This window comes from Streptomyces sp. NPDC107521 (genome assembly GCF_055598485.1).
In genome coordinates this window covers 51235-65405 of record NZ_JBVKAT010000004.1, presented here as the reverse complement: position 1 = coordinate 65405, position 14171 = coordinate 51235, and the positions used below count along the sequence as shown (strand labels likewise).

The following is a 14171-nucleotide window of genomic DNA, read 5'->3' as shown; positions in this document are numbered from 1 at the left end:
TGCGTTCAGACTGCCACGGTTATGTCGACCACACAACCCTGTAACGCAAAACGACTCACGCACCCTCTTCGATCAGCGCCACCCGTCGAACGCGCCGGCCGACGATGGTGATGACGTGGCCTCCGCGGACCCGCGTCAGCTCGTGCCCGCGTCGCACGGCCTGGCGGAGGAAGTGGAGCCGGGCGTCCTCGTCGATGAGGAAGGACCGGCCGTGTTCGAACGTCAGCCGGAACACGGCGGCTCCTCGCGGCGCACGTCGAGCGTCATGTCCGCCTCGACGAGGGCGTAACCGCCGCTCTCGAAGGCGATGGACACGCTGTGATCGCCCCACGTCCACGCCGCGTCGGACGCGATGCGCGAGTGGCCGTGAAGGGTGAAACGGTCCCCCGCGAGGATGTCGCGGGCGGAGATGGTGCGGACGGGCATCGGGGCTCCTACGTGAGTTGTTTGCGGTGAATTTGACGATGTGCCAGGTCTGTGAGCTACGGTCCTCCCCGTAGAAGGCTCATCAGCGTTGCCGCCAAGAACTTCGCTGGAGGGCCGGAACGTCTCGCCCCGGGACAGTTTCCCCGGAGGGCGAGTAGGGGCTTCTGAACGCCCCATGTAGGTGCGCGTCGCTAGACGAGTACCTCGCCCGCGCTGAATGCAGTACCGAAGGTCGCACGCCGACCTCAACGAAAGATCCGCTCAGGCGGAGCACGGACAGCGGGCGCCGTGTCGGCAGGAACCCTGTCCTTCGTTGAGGTTGCCCACCGTCAGCAGGGCGGTGACCTCTCGAAGGCATGACTTGAAAGGTATGTCATGTCGTTCGCCGAAGCTCTCCCGTGGGCGCTGCTCGCCCTCGTCTTCTGCGTCATTGTCGTCGTGGCCGGCGGACTCGTCGGCCTGCGCATCGCTCTGCGCGGTACGTCGGAGGACGCCCGCCCCGGCATCATCAAGGCTCTGGGGGCCTACTTCCGCGACCTCATCGACGCTGTGCTCCGTCGCCCGCGCAAGTGACGCGCGGAGGCTAAGAGTCCTCCTCGTCGTCCTTCGCCACGGGACCGCCGGCACGCTTCATGTCGACCTGGAGCTGGTTGACGGCCGCCTTGCGGTTGGTGGTCGCCGTGGCGTGGAACCGGTCGAAGGCTGCCTGTATGGCGTCGTCGTCGGGGGTACGTCTCACAACACTTCCTCCTCCGTCGGTCGGTACACCTGGCATTGGGTGGCCGCGTACCGGAACTCCGTGCGGCCGTCAGTCCAGAACCAGGGCTTTCGGTCGCGCGGGTGGCGAGGACGGTACTGGACGGGAGCGCCGTTGTGGAGGATCTCGGCGCCATCTCGTTGGGCCCGAATGAGTTGATTCGTGTTCACGTACCCCGCCGCGGATTCGAACCGCGCGCCCGGGTGCTGGGGGCACCGGATGGGCTTGCCTATGCGGGGCGAGTGGTTCAGGCGTTGCACGCCGCACAGTCGGAGCAGTAGCCACACGCGTCCATGTCGTTGGCGTCCACTGCTCCGCACCCTTCGGCGGCACACTCTTCGCAGGTTCCTGCCGGCTGCTCCGCATGCTCGGTGCAGATCTTTGACCACGTGATCCAGTCGGATTCCGCGCTTTCCCTCGCGGCCTCGTTAGCGACGTCAACCGCGCAGTCATAGATGTAGATGCATCCTTCGTCGTTGAAGACACCGAAGTCCTCAACACCGCGTGCGGTCCGACACACTTCGATGGGGTCGCCCGTGGCGTTGGTGGTAGGGGTGTTGCCGTGGATGCAGCCAGTCACCGTGTCGTCGATGCGTTCTACGGATGCCCGGAAGACGTTCGGTCCAGCGACGTATTCCCACTCCCCGACGACTCGCCAGCCCTTTGCGTGGAGCAGGGTGTCCGCAGCCCAGTCGGCCTCGTGGGGCGCGCTGACACGCTCGAACGGGTCGGAGTTCTCCAGCGGCGCAGTCAGGGTGAGTGAGTCCTCCCGCTCCGTGACTGATCCACGATTCTGGCTGAACTCCGCGATAACACGACGCTCGGTCTTCATTTCTGCCTCCCCCGGGGCGCCCTGAAGAGCGCCCCTTCTGTGTGTGCCTTGCGTTGCTCCGAGTGTGGCACACGTTATGTCGGCCACACAACCCTGCTGCGTAAACCGACTTGCGCTACTCCCCCGCGAGGAACTCCGCCAGGCGGATGAGGTCGTGAGCCGTGTAGTGCGTGCCGTCGAGGGCGGCACGAGCCTGAGCCACGCAGTCAGCCCGGGTAGCGGCCGGCGGGCTGAGCGGCTCGACCTTCTCTACCCAGTCCGTATTGATGCCCTCTGCTTCCTCGTCGAACGCGACGTGGTAGGGGTGCGCGTCCACGGCTGGACGATCGATGCCGACGATGGTGCCCGTCCTGCCGACGTTGAACCCCAGCGAGTCGGCGGTCACGCGGACCCGGTCTCCGATGTTGAGCATGCTCTCTCCTCGTGAGTGACAGTCGTTACGCGAGTCGTTTTGCGTACCTACCTGCGGTCCGCCAGCTCCCGGGCCAGGTCGATGACGTGGCCTCCGGAGTGGTCGGTACCAGCCAGGAGGGCCTTCGCCTCGGCGATGTAGCGGGCGAAGGAGGAGGGGTTCTCGGGGACGCTCTGCGTGGAATCGACCGCTGCCCCTTCCCGCTCCACCTCGCGCACCCATACCCCGTAGGTGGAACCGTCCATCAGCACGCAGTACGGAAGGTCGCTGTCCTTGTAGTCGATCTCCTCCAGGACTCCGCGTCGTCCGATGCTGGAGGTGAAGGAATCGTTGGTGATCACCACCCGGTCGCCGACCTTCGGAGACTGCTCCGGAGCCGGCTTGGCGGCCTCTCCCCCGTCGATCCCGTCGGCCAGGGCGAGGATGCCACGGGCGAAGGCGCGGGCGACGTCAGGCTTCGCGAACACCGCGTCATCGTGCTGGGTGCTCGACGTCAGCCGGATCACCCGGGCGTCAGACGCGTCCAGGTCCGCGACGATCCGGTCCGCGGGGGTGATGTAGCAGTGGGCTTCGTACTGGGTCATGGTCTCTCCTCTGTAGGTGCGTGAGTCGTTTTGCGCTGCTCGGGTCAGTCGACGTCGAGGGGGAAGGGCTCCCCTTCGAGGCCGGCTTCGACGGCGTAGCGGATGTCGTCGCCCCAGAGGGCGGCCTCCTCCAGGCGGACGGCCTGGACGTCGTAGGTGTCGAGGGATGGCAGACGGGTCATGGTGGTCTCCTAGTTCGTGTGTGCTTTACGCACCCATACCGTGAGCGACGGCCACGGCGTAGGCGCTGGTCAGTCCGCGGGCGCGGAGCTGCCGGAGAGCGGCGGACTTGACGCCCAGCTCGTCGCAGGTCTGGGCCTCCTCCTGCTTGGTCATCCCGACACCGTAGAAGGCGCGCAGCGCGTGCGACTGACGCTGCGCGATCTGCGTCAGGAGCCAGCGGGCCAGGTCGCGCCGCTCAGTGGAGTCGGTGAACTCGGCTCCACTGTCCGGGAGGACGTCGGCCAGCGTGAGGTCGTCGGCACCGCGTACGGCCGTGTCGAAGCTCCGCGACTCCTCCAGCGCTTCGAGGATCGCGACGAACGTCTCCCGCGACATCTTGCGCGTCGGCCGGGTCTCCTTAGCCAGCTCTTCCCAGACCTTCTCGGCGGACCCGCCGTGACGCCAGAGGAGGTGGCGGACGACGATGGCGGCTGCTGCGGGGACGGTGGTCGGGCATGAGGCGCTGATGTGCGCCTCCGCCACCGCGCGGCGGGCTGCCGGGTACACGTACGTCATCAGGGCCGCCGGCGACTGGTCGGAGTCGAAGTCCCGCACCCGCTGGATCAGCACCGCACGTGCCTCCTGGAGATAGTCCTCGGCGTCGTGCTGGTTGGCGTGCGGGGCGACGCTGCGGACGATGCCGCGGAGTGTCGCGTCCAGTCCCATGACGATCTGCCACATGGCGTTGCTGTCGCCGCCCTGTGCGGCGTTGATCTGTGCGGCGCTGATGTCGTCACGGCTCATCGGGTTCTCCTCTGTGAGTGCTTGTCGCTTGTGTTGTGTCGTAATCCGAGGGCGATGTGACGGTCATGATTTGTGACCTGCGCCACATTGTGTTCGGGGTAAACGAAAGCCCCCGTCCCACGTCCAGACGGGGGCTGCGCGAGTCGTTTTACGCTGCTTGCTGTGTCGCGTGCCGGATAGCCAAGCCGAGCGCCTTGGCTATCTCAACGTCGGCCACGGCAAGGGGACATCGCTCCCAGCCGGTCATGCAGTACAGCGCGGTTACTTCGGACCAGAGCGAGACGGCGTCCGGGGAGGGGACCGCTCCCAGGATGCGCGCCGCTTCCGTGAGTAGGTCCGCCTCGTCGTCAGTGCTCTGCGGACCGGTCAGAATGATCACGTTCGAGTCCCCCAGAAGGATGGTGGCCGCCACCGTCCTCCCCCTCCCACCGGGAGAGAGCACGGTCCATTGATACGGAAACGCCCTTGACTGCCGCCGTCGCGTACGTCAGCCAGTCGGCGCCCCTGTGAAGTTCTTCCAGGAGGGCGAGGCGGCGTTCGTCAAGTGCCGCGTCCTCGGTCGGTCGGGAGAGGCCGCCCGTTGCTCGACGGCTTGTTGTGCCTGCGTCCGCGTCGGGCCGCCGGCCCGGCATGGTGGCTGCGTCGTCGTAGACAGACACGAGGTGCCGCACTTCACGCACAGCGTCTATCAGTGCGTCAAGCAAGTCGGTGATTCGCTGTCCGTCTGTGACGTGACCGGAACAGTAGGTCATGCAACTCCCTCGGGCAATGAGTCCGCGGCCGAATCAACCCCTGTGAAGCGACCGCTATGTGATAGATAGTCCGAATCACGCGAACCGGACACGGCGGGGTCGTATGTCGGCCGACCAATCTCACCTGCGGTTATGTCGGCCGACATGCTTAAGTGATCAACAGGTTCCCGTGATGAATTTGTTATCTTCACAGATCCCTCACACGCGTGATCGACCGTCAGCAGTCGCCATGCGTGACCGGTCGATCAGGGTCCGTGAAGCTCTCACCAGGGAATTCCGTCAGCCACTCGACAACGTCCCGGTCCCCCTTCGCCCCGTTGCAAGTGGCGCACGCCAAGGTCAAGTTGAACCACGCGTGAACACCCCCGGACGCAAGTGGACGGATATGATCCACCTGCGCTACAACCGTTTGCGTGAATGGGGCGTCACAGTAGGCACAGGACCACTCGTCAAGCTCCTCCCACCGTCGCAGAACGTCACGCCGGGAGGGGGAGAGCGGGGGCTCCGGTGGCCGGAGAAGGGGCGTGACGCGCATGGGACGAGCCACCGTCCGCACGGCAGGGAGGCGCGATCCCGCCACCGTGCGGACAACTGAACCCGTGCGGGCCAGGGTTGGGAGCGGCGGACGTGCGGGTGTCACGCGGCAAACCCCATACGCGCGTACCACTCGTCCTCCCGGGCGCGGAGGGCTTCGTCGTACTTGCCGTCAGGCGTCTTCATGTACATCGAGCCCCAAGAGCGGCCCCCGACCTCCGGGTCCGTGTCGAGCGGGACTCCGAAGAAGTCCATCGCCATGGCGTCACCGATCTCCTTCGCCACGTCCATTGCGATGTCGGCCGGCGCTGATCCGAGGCACTCGTCGTGGATGGGGAGGTAGAGGAAGTCCGTCAGGCCCTTGTCGTGCATGTTCAAGAGTGCCTGGCACAGGACATCACGAGCCGTCGACTGGACGGCGTAGTTCGTCGCGGCGTAGACCCGGTCCCGGTCCAGTGGCACCCGTCGACCCGTCGGCGTGATGACGACGTAGCCGTTGGCGCGCGCCTGGCGCTGGACTGTACGGCTGTACCGCTTGATGCCGGGATAGACGCGGTCGTACGCAGCGACGGCCGCCTTCACCTCGTCGAGCGGGGCACCAGTCTGACGGGACAGCGTCGTCGCGCCGCCTCCGTACACCTTGCCGAAGCCGACCCCCTTACCGATCTTGCGGTGTGCCTTCGTGAAGTGCGGTCCCCAGATCAGTTCCGCGGTGAAGTCGTGGAGGTCGCGCCCCTCCGCAATGGCGCGCTTCATCGTCCTCTCGTCCGCCAGGGCCGCCAGGACGCGCATCTCCACGGCGGAGTAGTCGACGCTGATGATGCGGTGCCCCTCGTCCGCCAAGAGCGCGCGACGGATCGTCCAGTCACCCGAGGGGAGTTGCTGGAGCGGGGGCGACGAGATCGACATGCGGGCCGTGCGCGCGGCCAGACTCGATATCTTCGGATGCAGCCGCCCAGCGCCGTCCAGGCCGTCTCGCATGGCAACGCCGTAGCTCTTTGCCCACTTCCCCGCGCGCTTGCTACGCAGCACCGCGTCTGCGAGCGGATTGGGCGTGCGGGCGCCGATGCGCTCCCAGTTCCGATCGACATCCGCGAGCGCCTGAAGGACTTCCTTGTCCACTTTCAGGTTGCCGGAGTCCGTGCGCTCCGTGAGCGGCTCCCCCATGCCGACGAGGGCCGTTGAGACCTGCTTCGGAGAGTTGACCGACGTGACGCCGTACTTTGCCGCCTTCCCAGCGTGGAGAGCCGCCTCCTCCTCCAGCCTGTCGACGAGGCCCCTCACGTAGTCCTGATCGACGAGCATCCCGCGGCGTTCCATCTCCGCACAGACGAGCATGACGCGATGCTCGAAGTCCACGAGTGCCTGACGGACTCCGACCCTGCGGAGTCGCTCCACGCCGACGGGGAGCCAGCGGGAGACGAGGATGGCATCGAGGCCGGCGTACTGGAGGTATGTCGGGTGGTTGATGTCGATCTTCCGCCACCCCGTCGCCTTCGTCTCGCCGATGGAGCGGAAGACGGCAGTCAAGTCCTCCTGCGTGTCGGGGGCGTTCGGGTCGACGTCCCGCGCGCACAGCTCTTTGAGCTTCAGTCCGTATCCGCCCTCGTGTCGGGGTCGCGAATCGAACAGATGCGCGATAATCTTCGAGTCCGTCACCTTGGGCGCCATGGATGCCAGGGGGACGCCTAGGTGCCTGTCCAGAACCAGCATGTCGAAGGTGGCGTTGTGGAAGACGAGGCGAGGCAAGATATGGAAGGCCCAGCGAGCCGCCTCCGCTGTGCGGTCGCTGACCTCGGTCTGGAGAACCCACGCGTCACGAGCGTCGCCGAACTGCGCGGTGCGAAGGCGATACGTCGGGGAGAACGTATCAAGCCCCGTCGTCTCCGTGTCCGCGCCGATCATCTCGCCGGCCGACGCCTTGCGCTCCGTCCAGCGACGGAACTCGTCGAGGTCCGCGGCTGTCTCCGGGACGCGGGTCATCGTCTCTTCGCCCGCGATGGTGTAGGGGAAGTACTTCACAGCCCCATCACCTCCGCACGCAGCTTCGCGACGCGCTCCGCGTGTGACTTGCGGGCGCGCTCCTCCTGCGTGATGTCGGCCGTGGTGCTGACGGTGTACTCCAGGGCTCCGCCGCCGCCAAAGAGGCTCGACGAGTAGACGCGAGTTGAGCACTGTCCATCGTGCTCCCCGGCGTCCCGCGCGCTGATCGACGAGTGCGAGTGGAGGACGTCACCGGTCTTCGCGTCGATACGTGTTCCGATGTGGACGTCGCGGCCGGCCACGAACTCCGGGCCACGAGCGGGGTACGGCTCCACCTCCACGTCACTGTCAGTCAAGCCATCGGCGTACCGACGCGCAGCCATCTCGTCGAAGAAGACACCCTTGATCCTGTAATCGCTGTACTCGCCCGCCGTCACGACGTAGGCGGTCAGTTCCTCGCTCACGCTGCCTCCTTCGACTGGTTGAAGATGTCCGTGTCCTCGTCCGGCTCGTCGGCCGGTGCGTTCTCCGCGGCGTTCGCCGCTTGGATCTCCTCATCGCTCTTCAGCCGCAGCCCCTCGAACCCCCAGCGGCCTCCCTTCTTCGCCTTCTGGAAGTTGCGGGACTCCAGCTCCACACCGAGCGCCCAGCCGGAAAGCACCTCCTTCCGGCTCAGCCCGGCGTCTTCCGCCCACTCCGCGTAGGCGCGACGAACGGCCATGGGAGCGACTCGGGCGCCTTCCTCCTCGACGCACCGGGCCATAAGGAACTCGGCGAGCCTGTCCTCCGACTCCCGGTAGTCCTGCGTCGCCGTCGCGATGGAGTCGGGCTCCTGGAGGCCGGTGGCGTACCACTCGGCGGCTCCGTCGACGGCCCAGGCGAGAATGCCCTCGCGCTCCTTCCGGAGCTGGTTGGCAAGGGTCAGATCCGCCTTCGCCCCACGGAAGGAGGCTTCGAAAGGGACGAGCTTCACACGACGCCAAATTCCGTAATCCTGGCTCAGGATGGCGGGCTTGTAGTTGCCGGCGACGAGGAGGAGAAACGACGGTACGTAGGTGAACGGGGCGCCGTAGAGCATCCGGCACGTCACCGGGTCCCCGCCCGTGAGCTGCTTGATGAGCCCCTCAGCCAGGCGGCTGTACTTCTCCGTCTCGCTCGCCGTCACGAGCCGCGCCCCGCGGAGCGCCGCCACCTCCGGCGACGCCTGGCCAACGGACACGCGGCTCTCGAAGGTGCTGAACTCGGTCGACTTCGTGACGCCCTGGAAGGCGTCGATGAGCGCGCCCAGGAACTTTGACTTTCCGTTCTTACCGTCGCCGTGGAGGAAGACGAAGCACTCCTCCGCCGTCGATCCGCTGATCCCGTAGCCGATGAGCCGACGCATGTACGCCGGCAACTCCGGGTGACCGGGGAAGATCTCCTCCAAGAACCGAAGCCACCGTTCAGCCTTCGCGTCGGGCCGGTACGCAACGTCGAGACGGCGGGTGATCATGTGCGTCGGGTCGTGCGGGTGCAGCTCCTTCGTGCGCAGGTTTACTGTGCCGTTCTCGACGGTGAGCAGTTCCGGTGCGGCGTCGAAGTCCGCGGCCGACGCCGGTACTCCGGGCACCGACGGCAGAACCTTGATCACGTCCTCGATGGCCCGGTTCGTCAGCGCCTTCAGCGCCAGCTTCCGGGCCCCGTCGTCGCCCGACGCGATGAGTTCGGCGCCCATCTGAATCAGGGCCGCCTTCACCTCGTCGTTCCCCGGCGCCCAGACCTTGCCGTCCCAGACGAGGAAGCCGAGCCCGCGCGCGTACCGCACTCCCCCGCCGTTGCGGGCCATGTAGTCACGCAGGCGCACTGCGATGCCAGCGTCCGTCTGGTCGAAGGCTTCGCGGGCGGAGACCCCCATCGTCTGAAGGGCGGCGTCCGTCGCGGATATCTCCGACTCCTCGTCGGCGTCCTCCCTCACCGGCTCCGCCTTCGACGCCTCCAGCTCAACCACCGGCGCCGCACGTACAGCCGCGTGGAGCTGCCCGGGGAAGGCTTCGGGGTCGCGCTCCCTCCAATCGGTGAGGTCGTCCCCGTCGTGCGGGATCTCCAAGCGACGCACCATGACGCCCGCGCCGACGAGAGCGACGGCCAGGGAATCGGTGAACCCCGCCCCTGCCCGGTCCCGGTCGCCCGCAATGACGACGTCCAGGTCTCGGAGTCCATCGGCCAACTCAGCAACGAGAGCGGCGTTACGAGCGAGCCCAGCACCGCGGATGGCCACGGCGTCGTAGCCCGCCCCGACGGCCGTCAGAGCGTCGCCCGGACCCTCGCAGATGAGTGCCGTGTCGTAGCCGGCACCGGAGCGGAGCATGCCGTACTTAGCCCACTGCTTCCCGTCGACGTTCGTCAGGGAGACCCACCGGGCGGGGCACTTGCCGGAGAGGTCGCGGCCCTGGAGACCGCGGACTACGCCATCGAAGCCGGCGAGAGGGACAGTCACCCGCGGGTATCGGGTGAAGCCGCGGGAGAGCCACGACTGAGGACGTGGTCCGGGGGCGTTGCAGCCGACCCCCAAGTCCTCCGCTGTCTCCAGCGTGAGACCGAACCGATCGAAGAGGTAAGACGCCGCCTCCGAGTCCTCCGCCAGGGCGGCCGACGTCTCGTCGACGAACATCCGCAGCCCCGCAATCTCCCCGGGACCCACACTCTCCGGCGCCCGCGCGCTGACGGTCGACGCCCCCAGGTCGTTTACGACGTCGTAGAGGTCCGCCTCCCGCAGCCGCATCTTCTCCAGGATCTCCGGCTTCGGGCATCCGGTTCGGCAGACCATGAGAAGCATGCCGTCGGACTTGAGCGTGAGCTTCAGTGACGGATGCGCCCGGTCGTTGTGCGCGGGGCAGAGCGCTAGATGGCCGTCGTGATCCTCCTCCACGCCGTCCAGCCGCCCCAGGATGTCGGACAGTCGCACTACTTCTCCCTCCGTGCGTTCGCTCGCCGCCCACCGCCGGTCACGCCGCCCGGAGTGACACCGATCCCAAGTCCCTCGCGCATCTGCCAGCCGTCATTGCGATACTTCAGCGGCTCCCATTTCGTCAGCGACACTCGCGGCTTCGCGTGGACGTGGACGCCTGCCTCCAATGCCTGGAACAGCGCTTCAGAGGCGGCGTCAAGGGCACTCGGTATGTGCCGTGCGTGAGCGCTGGCAAGGTCCATGCACAGCGCACACCAGCACCCCCATATCTCGTCGTTGTACGGATCGAAGCGGCTCGCCACGTCGTCTCTCCCCTCTTCGTGTACGCGGAAGGGGACGCCCCGAAGGACGTCCCCTGTGTCAGTGCCTTGTGGTGTCGCTGCGTGAGTCGGCTTGCGCTACTCGTCTTCGGCGTAGTCCTCGTAGGAGACGGAGACGGCGGAGCCGGTTGTGTCGTAGCGCCACTCGTGCTTGTCGCCGCGCAAGAGAGCGTGCCCGATCCACCTCCGAACCTCGTCCGAAGTCATCTGCCCACCCTCGTACTCATCACCGTCAGGCCGGACAACCAACGTCCCGGTGAACTCAATGACTGCCTGCTTCACGCTGCCTCCCGATGTTCCTCGTCGATGTCGTACCAGCGGTCGAAGGCCGCGTCCTTCAACGCCTCCTCCATGTCCCGCAGCCGGTTCACGAGCCGCACGTCCGTCCGCACATCCCGCACGACGTAGCCGTCCGCGGTGCCCTTCATCCGCCGCTTCACCACCGCGCAGCCGAAGGGCTGGCCGGCGTGCACCGCCTCGCGGTTGGCCTGGGCGATGTAGTCGGAGAGCGTGATGGACTTCTCCGCCTTCGCCTCCACGGCGTGGAGGTAGTAGCCGTCGATGTCGCCGATGTCGCGGGCGCCCATCTGCACGTTGCGCCGCGCGCCGGGGTTGTGGTGCTCGCGGAGGTAGGCGACGAGGGCGGACTCCCAGGCGGTGCCCTTAGCCTTACGGGGGTTGCTCACGCCGCCCCCTCCCAGCACCGGAGGAAGAACTCCACCTCGCGCGGGTAGTGGTCGAGGCCGTCGGACTCGCCGCACTGAATGCCCTTGTGGATGTCGTAGTCCAGTTCCGCCACGTAGGCGCGGAGTGCGCGGTTGAGACGGTCGGGGTCAAGGTCGTCGGTCATTCAGTGTCCTCCCCCGCCACGGCCGCTGGCACGGTGCCGTCAGCCTTACGCAGGACGAGGACGTTCGACCCGACCTCACTGCGCCGAGCCGCGCCGTCCCAGTTCGACCGCGTGACCTCCATCATCAGGCGACCCGATGGGGCGAGATAGACGACGCCCAGCTTGAAGAATGCGCTGCTCGACGCGGCGGACAGGACGTAGTCCCCGGCTTCGATGGGTGTTCCGAACGAGTCCCTCACACTGTCTCCCATCCGGTCGGCCGAACCTCCGTCAGCGGACCGTCCTTACGCGCGACGGTCTCCGCCGGGAGAATGTCGAACGGAATGACGTCCGGGTCGTGGTCGCTGTACGCCGCAAACATCAGCGCGTTCGTAGACACCTCCTGCCAGACGTCGCCGTCCCGGTCGCGGTAGAAATGGCCGGTCTCAACGATCACGGCTTCTCCTCTCTCCTCATCACAACCACTTGCGCTCCCCGCACGAACGCCACCCCGGCCGCCTCCCAGTACCTCGGGAAGTCCCGCCGGTCCGTCGCATCGGGGAAGATGCAGACCAAATCGCCTTCGCCGGCCGCGCGGACGTCGCCCAGTGCGGGAGCCATGGCGGAGGTGATGGTGTGGACGGTGCCGGTCACTCCTCACCGGACAGAACTCGACGAACGCCGTCCGCCTGGCGGTCTTCCTCGTCGTCCCAGCCCAGGTGGTTGCGGACCGTGTAGGCGAGTGCCATCGTGACGAGTTCCACCTCCCGCGCACTCAGCTCCACCGTGACGCCACTGTGCGCGATGATCTTCGCCATGCTCTCTCCTTTGCCGACGGGTTCTCCTACGCCGAAAGCCCCCGGGACCGAAGTCACCGGGGGCTGAGGGGTTGCGGGTCAGACGCGGGTCAGGGGGCCGTACGCGCGGACGGTGTCGACCAGGGTGTCGCTGTACTTGTCGACCGACATGGCGGCGTCCACGTTGCGGCCCCGGCACTCACCTCGTGCGGTGCCGTCGACGTTCTTGAACGTCCAGTAGTCGCCGTCCGTGTCCCGGTACCTCGACGTCAGGTCGTAGACCACGCCGTCGACGACGGCAGCCGCCTCGGTCGACACCCTCTCGAAGTCCTGCGGGCGGAAGACCCACTGGCGCATCCGCGCACCGGGCGCGGCGTCGACCCTGACACGCAGCTCACTGTCCCAGGCGACGGGCTCCACTGACTTCACCGCGAAGAGGTCTCCCGCCTTGACGTCCGCGGCGAACGCGTTGTCCTCCAGGATGCGGATCACGTCGCCGACCTTGACCGGCTCGTCCGGCCCCGACTCCGGGATGGCGGCCGTGAGGATGTGCTCCGACGCGGACACGGCCTTGCCCTCGCTGTCCTCCACGGCGTACCACACGGTGGAGCCGTTGAACGGCCCCCCGACAACGGTGAACGTGTCGCGGAAGCCCGTCACCCGGTCGCCGACCTTGAACTTCGCGGCGGGCTCGCAGAACGATCCCGCCACCGTGCGGTGCCGCCCGTCGTCGCCCTTGAAGAAGTAGGTGTCACCGTCGTAGGGACCGTAGATGATCTCGCCCGCACCGAAGACCTCGTTGGTCACCTTGTCGCCAGCCTTGAACGCCATGCTCTCTCCTCTGTGAGTGTTGCGCGCAGAGGCCCCCGGATCATCGGTGTCCGGGGGCCGTGAGGTGGGGTGGTTAGTCGGCGACGCGGGTCAGAGGGCCGTAGTTCTCGACGGCGTCCCCCAAGGAACGGCTGCGCGCGTCCGGGGCTTCCCCGAACCAGGCGACGCGGGCGACGCCGTCGACGACCTTGATGCGGAGGGAGTCGCCGTCCGTGTCCCGGTACCTCGACGTCAGGTCGTAGACCACGCCGCCGTACTCGTAGGTGTCCTCGTCGGTGACGGGCTCGATGGAGCGGCAGTTCCATGTCCCGTTCAGGTCGCCGTGGTGCCCCCTGCCATCACCGAACTCCACGAGGTAGGGCAGCAGCTCCCGTCCGTTCAGCGCCCTCACCGTGCCGAGGACACCGACGAACCGGTGAGCGCCGCCCCCGTCGTCGTCCGTCACTCGCACCCGATCCCCGACCTTGACGGCCGGCGCCTCCACCTTGCGCATGGCGCGCACGGAGACCACGAAGGTACGGACGTCGTCCGGGTCCGTCGGCGCGTCCACACGGCGGACGACGTACACGTCCCGGTCGTCGAACGGGCCGTACTCGACGGAGTAGCGGGAGCCGTCCCGGCGGGTGGTGAGGGTGACAACGTCACCGACGGCGAACGCGGGCGTCTCGGGGATGGCGGTGAGCACGCGGGCGTCGTAGATCCACTCCTCGGTGCCGCCGCTCTCCTTCCCCAGGTACGCCACGTCGAGGGCCCCACCGCGGAACGGTCCGTAAGTGATCTCCACCTCTCCGCGCATTGGGTGCTCGACCTTCTGACCCACCTTGAAGACGTCGCTCACTTGCTCTCCCCCTTCGTGTCGCCGATGACGACCATGCGGTCCGCGGCGACCGTCTGCACCGCGAGCGTCTTCCGGCTGATGAACCCGCTGTCACGCCCGGTGGGGCGCACCTTGACGAACGGGACGACGACGCCGCCGGCCGCCCGGTTGCTCACCAGCTCCAGTACGACGGCCTCCGAGAGGCGTACGAGGTTGCCCTGTCGCGTCGCGTAGGACACGAGGACGTCGGGGCGGATCTCCGCCCCCGTGTAGTCGGTCAGTCGGGCCTTGCCCATGTCAGCTCTCCTCTGTGTGCGTAGACTCGTGCGCGCAGGTGCCTCCCTCACCGGAATTGAGGGAGGCACCTGTTCTGTCAGCGGGTGG

Annotated in this window: 26 protein-coding genes; 1 reads left to right on the top strand and 25 read right to left on the bottom strand. The window is 67.0% G+C overall.

The features are described from left to right. Positions 1-55 precede the first annotated feature (55 nt). Together ACZ7LB_RS08205 and ACZ7LB_RS08200 are read right to left on the bottom strand one after the other, a co-directional pair. Complete coding sequence (locus tag ACZ7LB_RS08205; RefSeq protein ID WP_471466211.1) at positions 56-235, bottom strand: hypothetical protein; 180 nt, start codon at positions 233-235, stop codon at positions 56-58. After that, positions 223-426, bottom strand: a complete 204-nt coding sequence (locus ACZ7LB_RS08200; protein WP_471466209.1) for a hypothetical protein — start codon at positions 424-426, stop codon at positions 223-225. Before ACZ7LB_RS08200 ends, ACZ7LB_RS08205 begins: the two co-directional genes overlap by 13 nt. A 375-nt stretch (positions 427-801) precedes the next feature. On the opposite strand from ACZ7LB_RS08200, the gene ACZ7LB_RS08195 reads away from it, so the two are divergent. Next, complete coding sequence (locus ACZ7LB_RS08195) at positions 802-999, top strand: hypothetical protein (RefSeq protein WP_471466207.1); 198 nt, start codon at positions 802-804, stop codon at positions 997-999. A gap of 10 nt (positions 1000-1009) precedes the next feature. Here the strand turns inward: ACZ7LB_RS08195 and ACZ7LB_RS08190 are convergent, their stop codons facing one another. From ACZ7LB_RS08190 to ACZ7LB_RS08080, 23 genes are all read right to left on the bottom strand, one after another. Further along, positions 1010-1165: a hypothetical protein gene (locus ACZ7LB_RS08190; RefSeq protein ID WP_471466205.1), complete on the bottom strand. Its 156-nt coding sequence runs from the start codon at positions 1163-1165 to the stop codon at positions 1010-1012. A 265-nt stretch (positions 1166-1430) separates the two neighbouring features. Further along, entirely contained in the window at positions 1431-2015 is a 585-nt protein-coding gene (locus tag ACZ7LB_RS08185; RefSeq protein ID WP_471466203.1) for a hypothetical protein, read from the bottom strand. Between the two features lie 115 nt (positions 2016-2130). Further along, the gene (locus ACZ7LB_RS08180) at positions 2131-2427 is read right to left on the bottom strand and encodes a hypothetical protein (RefSeq protein ID WP_471466201.1); all 297 of its coding nucleotides are present in this window, start codon (positions 2425-2427) and stop codon (positions 2131-2133) included. 47 nt (positions 2428-2474) lie between these two features. After that, positions 2475-3011 (bottom strand): hypothetical protein, encoded by a 537-nt coding sequence (locus ACZ7LB_RS08175; RefSeq protein ID WP_471466200.1) that lies wholly within the window; start codon positions 3009-3011, stop codon positions 2475-2477. A 44-nt stretch (positions 3012-3055) separates the two neighbouring features. Continuing rightward, entirely contained in the window at positions 3056-3193 is a 138-nt protein-coding gene (locus tag ACZ7LB_RS08170; protein WP_471466198.1) for a hypothetical protein, read from the bottom strand. 25 nt (positions 3194-3218) lie between these two features. Further along, complete coding sequence (locus tag ACZ7LB_RS08165; RefSeq protein WP_471466196.1) at positions 3219-3977, bottom strand: hypothetical protein; 759 nt, start codon at positions 3975-3977, stop codon at positions 3219-3221. Between the two features lie 148 nt (positions 3978-4125). Continuing rightward, on the bottom strand, positions 4126-4419 hold the full coding sequence (locus ACZ7LB_RS08160) for a hypothetical protein (protein WP_471466643.1): 294 nt from the start codon (positions 4417-4419) through the stop codon (positions 4126-4128). Then, complete coding sequence (locus ACZ7LB_RS08155) at positions 4325-4729, bottom strand: DUF7169 domain-containing protein (RefSeq protein ID WP_471466194.1); 405 nt, start codon at positions 4727-4729, stop codon at positions 4325-4327. The genes ACZ7LB_RS08160 and ACZ7LB_RS08155 overlap by 95 nt, the downstream gene beginning before the upstream one ends. Before the next feature lie 217 nt (positions 4730-4946). Next, complete coding sequence (locus ACZ7LB_RS08150; RefSeq protein WP_471466192.1) at positions 4947-5264, bottom strand: HNH endonuclease; 318 nt, start codon at positions 5262-5264, stop codon at positions 4947-4949. A gap of 101 nt (positions 5265-5365) precedes the next feature. Further along, on the bottom strand, positions 5366-7285 hold the full coding sequence (locus ACZ7LB_RS08145; protein WP_471466190.1) for a DNA polymerase: 1920 nt from the start codon (positions 7283-7285) through the stop codon (positions 5366-5368). Beyond that, positions 7282-7710, bottom strand: coding sequence for a hypothetical protein (locus tag ACZ7LB_RS08140; RefSeq protein WP_471466188.1), 429 nt, complete (start codon positions 7708-7710; stop codon positions 7282-7284). The genes ACZ7LB_RS08145 and ACZ7LB_RS08140 overlap by 4 nt, the downstream gene beginning before the upstream one ends. Beyond that, positions 7707-10190 carry a phage/plasmid primase, P4 family gene (locus tag ACZ7LB_RS08135; RefSeq protein ID WP_471466186.1) on the bottom strand — a complete coding sequence of 828 codons (2484 nt, stop codon included), beginning with the start codon at positions 10188-10190 and terminating at the stop codon, positions 7707-7709. Before ACZ7LB_RS08135 ends, ACZ7LB_RS08140 begins: the two co-directional genes overlap by 4 nt. Next, on the bottom strand, positions 10190-10495 hold the full coding sequence (locus tag ACZ7LB_RS08130) for a hypothetical protein (protein WP_471466184.1): 306 nt from the start codon (positions 10493-10495) through the stop codon (positions 10190-10192). The genes ACZ7LB_RS08135 and ACZ7LB_RS08130 overlap by 1 nt, the downstream gene beginning before the upstream one ends. A gap of 96 nt (positions 10496-10591) precedes the next feature. Beyond that, the gene (locus ACZ7LB_RS08125; protein WP_471466182.1) at positions 10592-10720 is read right to left on the bottom strand and encodes a hypothetical protein; all 129 of its coding nucleotides are present in this window, start codon (positions 10718-10720) and stop codon (positions 10592-10594) included. Positions 10721-10791: 71 nt separating this feature from the next. Next, entirely contained in the window at positions 10792-11199 is a 408-nt protein-coding gene (locus ACZ7LB_RS08120; RefSeq protein ID WP_471466180.1) for a hypothetical protein, read from the bottom strand. Beyond that, the gene (locus tag ACZ7LB_RS08115) at positions 11196-11363 is read right to left on the bottom strand and encodes a hypothetical protein (protein ID WP_471466179.1); all 168 of its coding nucleotides are present in this window, start codon (positions 11361-11363) and stop codon (positions 11196-11198) included. The genes ACZ7LB_RS08120 and ACZ7LB_RS08115 overlap by 4 nt, the downstream gene beginning before the upstream one ends. Further along, positions 11360-11602: a hypothetical protein gene (locus ACZ7LB_RS08110; protein ID WP_471466177.1), complete on the bottom strand. Its 243-nt coding sequence runs from the start codon at positions 11600-11602 to the stop codon at positions 11360-11362. The genes ACZ7LB_RS08115 and ACZ7LB_RS08110 overlap by 4 nt, the downstream gene beginning before the upstream one ends. Next, positions 11599-11799: a hypothetical protein gene (locus ACZ7LB_RS08105; protein ID WP_471466175.1), complete on the bottom strand. Its 201-nt coding sequence runs from the start codon at positions 11797-11799 to the stop codon at positions 11599-11601. The genes ACZ7LB_RS08110 and ACZ7LB_RS08105 overlap by 4 nt, the downstream gene beginning before the upstream one ends. Further along, positions 11796-11963, bottom strand: a complete 168-nt coding sequence (locus ACZ7LB_RS08100) for a hypothetical protein (RefSeq protein WP_471466174.1) — start codon at positions 11961-11963, stop codon at positions 11796-11798. The genes ACZ7LB_RS08105 and ACZ7LB_RS08100 overlap by 4 nt, the downstream gene beginning before the upstream one ends. Positions 11964-11992: 29 nt before the next feature. Then, a complete protein-coding gene (locus ACZ7LB_RS08095; protein ID WP_471466172.1) occupies positions 11993-12160 on the bottom strand; it encodes a hypothetical protein in 168 nt (55 codons plus the stop codon). 78 nt (positions 12161-12238) lie between these two features. Then, positions 12239-12970, bottom strand: coding sequence for a phiSA1p31-related protein (locus tag ACZ7LB_RS08090; protein ID WP_471466170.1), 732 nt, complete (start codon positions 12968-12970; stop codon positions 12239-12241). A 73-nt stretch (positions 12971-13043) separates the two neighbouring features. Continuing rightward, entirely contained in the window at positions 13044-13808 is a 765-nt protein-coding gene (locus tag ACZ7LB_RS08085) for a phiSA1p31-related protein (RefSeq protein ID WP_471466168.1), read from the bottom strand. Continuing rightward, positions 13805-14083, bottom strand: a complete 279-nt coding sequence (locus ACZ7LB_RS08080) for a hypothetical protein (RefSeq protein WP_471466166.1) — start codon at positions 14081-14083, stop codon at positions 13805-13807. The genes ACZ7LB_RS08085 and ACZ7LB_RS08080 overlap by 4 nt, the downstream gene beginning before the upstream one ends. Positions 14084-14171: the final 88 nt, after the last annotated feature.

Bases quoted from the DNA above. Each gene is read 5' to 3' on its own strand.
- ACZ7LB_RS08200 (WP_471466209.1), bottom strand. From the start codon at position 426: ATGCCCGTCCGCACCATCTCCGCCCGCGACATCCTCGCGGGGGACCGT.
- ACZ7LB_RS08195 (WP_471466207.1), top strand. From the start codon at position 802: ATGTCGTTCGCCGAAGCTCTCCCGTGGGCGCTGCTCGCCCTCGTCTTC.
- ACZ7LB_RS08185 (WP_471466203.1), bottom strand. From the start codon at position 2,015: ATGAAGACCGAGCGTCGTGTTATCGCGGAGTTCAGCCAGAATCGTGGA.
- ACZ7LB_RS08180 (WP_471466201.1), bottom strand. From the start codon at position 2,427: ATGCTCAACATCGGAGACCGGGTCCGCGTGACCGCCGACTCGCTGGGG.
- ACZ7LB_RS08175 (WP_471466200.1), bottom strand. From the start codon at position 3,011: ATGACCCAGTACGAAGCCCACTGCTACATCACCCCCGCGGACCGGATC.
- ACZ7LB_RS08170 (WP_471466198.1), bottom strand. From the start codon at position 3,193: ATGACCCGTCTGCCATCCCTCGACACCTACGACGTCCAGGCCGTCCGC.
- ACZ7LB_RS08165 (WP_471466196.1), bottom strand. From the start codon at position 3,977: ATGAGCCGTGACGACATCAGCGCCGCACAGATCAACGCCGCACAGGGC.
- ACZ7LB_RS08155 (WP_471466194.1), bottom strand. From the start codon at position 4,729: ATGACCTACTGTTCCGGTCACGTCACAGACGGACAGCGAATCACCGAC.
- ACZ7LB_RS08150 (WP_471466192.1), bottom strand. From the start codon at position 5,264: ATGCGCGTCACGCCCCTTCTCCGGCCACCGGAGCCCCCGCTCTCCCCC.
- ACZ7LB_RS08125 (WP_471466182.1), bottom strand. From the start codon at position 10,720: ATGACTTCGGACGAGGTTCGGAGGTGGATCGGGCACGCTCTCTTGCGC.
- ACZ7LB_RS08115 (WP_471466179.1), bottom strand. From the start codon at position 11,363: ATGACCGACGACCTTGACCCCGACCGTCTCAACCGCGCACTCCGCGCC.
- ACZ7LB_RS08100 (WP_471466174.1), bottom strand. From the start codon at position 11,963: ATGGCTCCCGCACTGGGCGACGTCCGCGCGGCCGGCGAAGGCGATTTG.
- ACZ7LB_RS08095 (WP_471466172.1), bottom strand. From the start codon at position 12,160: ATGGCGAAGATCATCGCGCACAGTGGCGTCACGGTGGAGCTGAGTGCG.
- ACZ7LB_RS08090 (WP_471466170.1), bottom strand. From the start codon at position 12,970: ATGGCGTTCAAGGCTGGCGACAAGGTGACCAACGAGGTCTTCGGTGCG.
- ACZ7LB_RS08080 (WP_471466166.1), bottom strand. From the start codon at position 14,083: ATGGGCAAGGCCCGACTGACCGACTACACGGGGGCGGAGATCCGCCCC.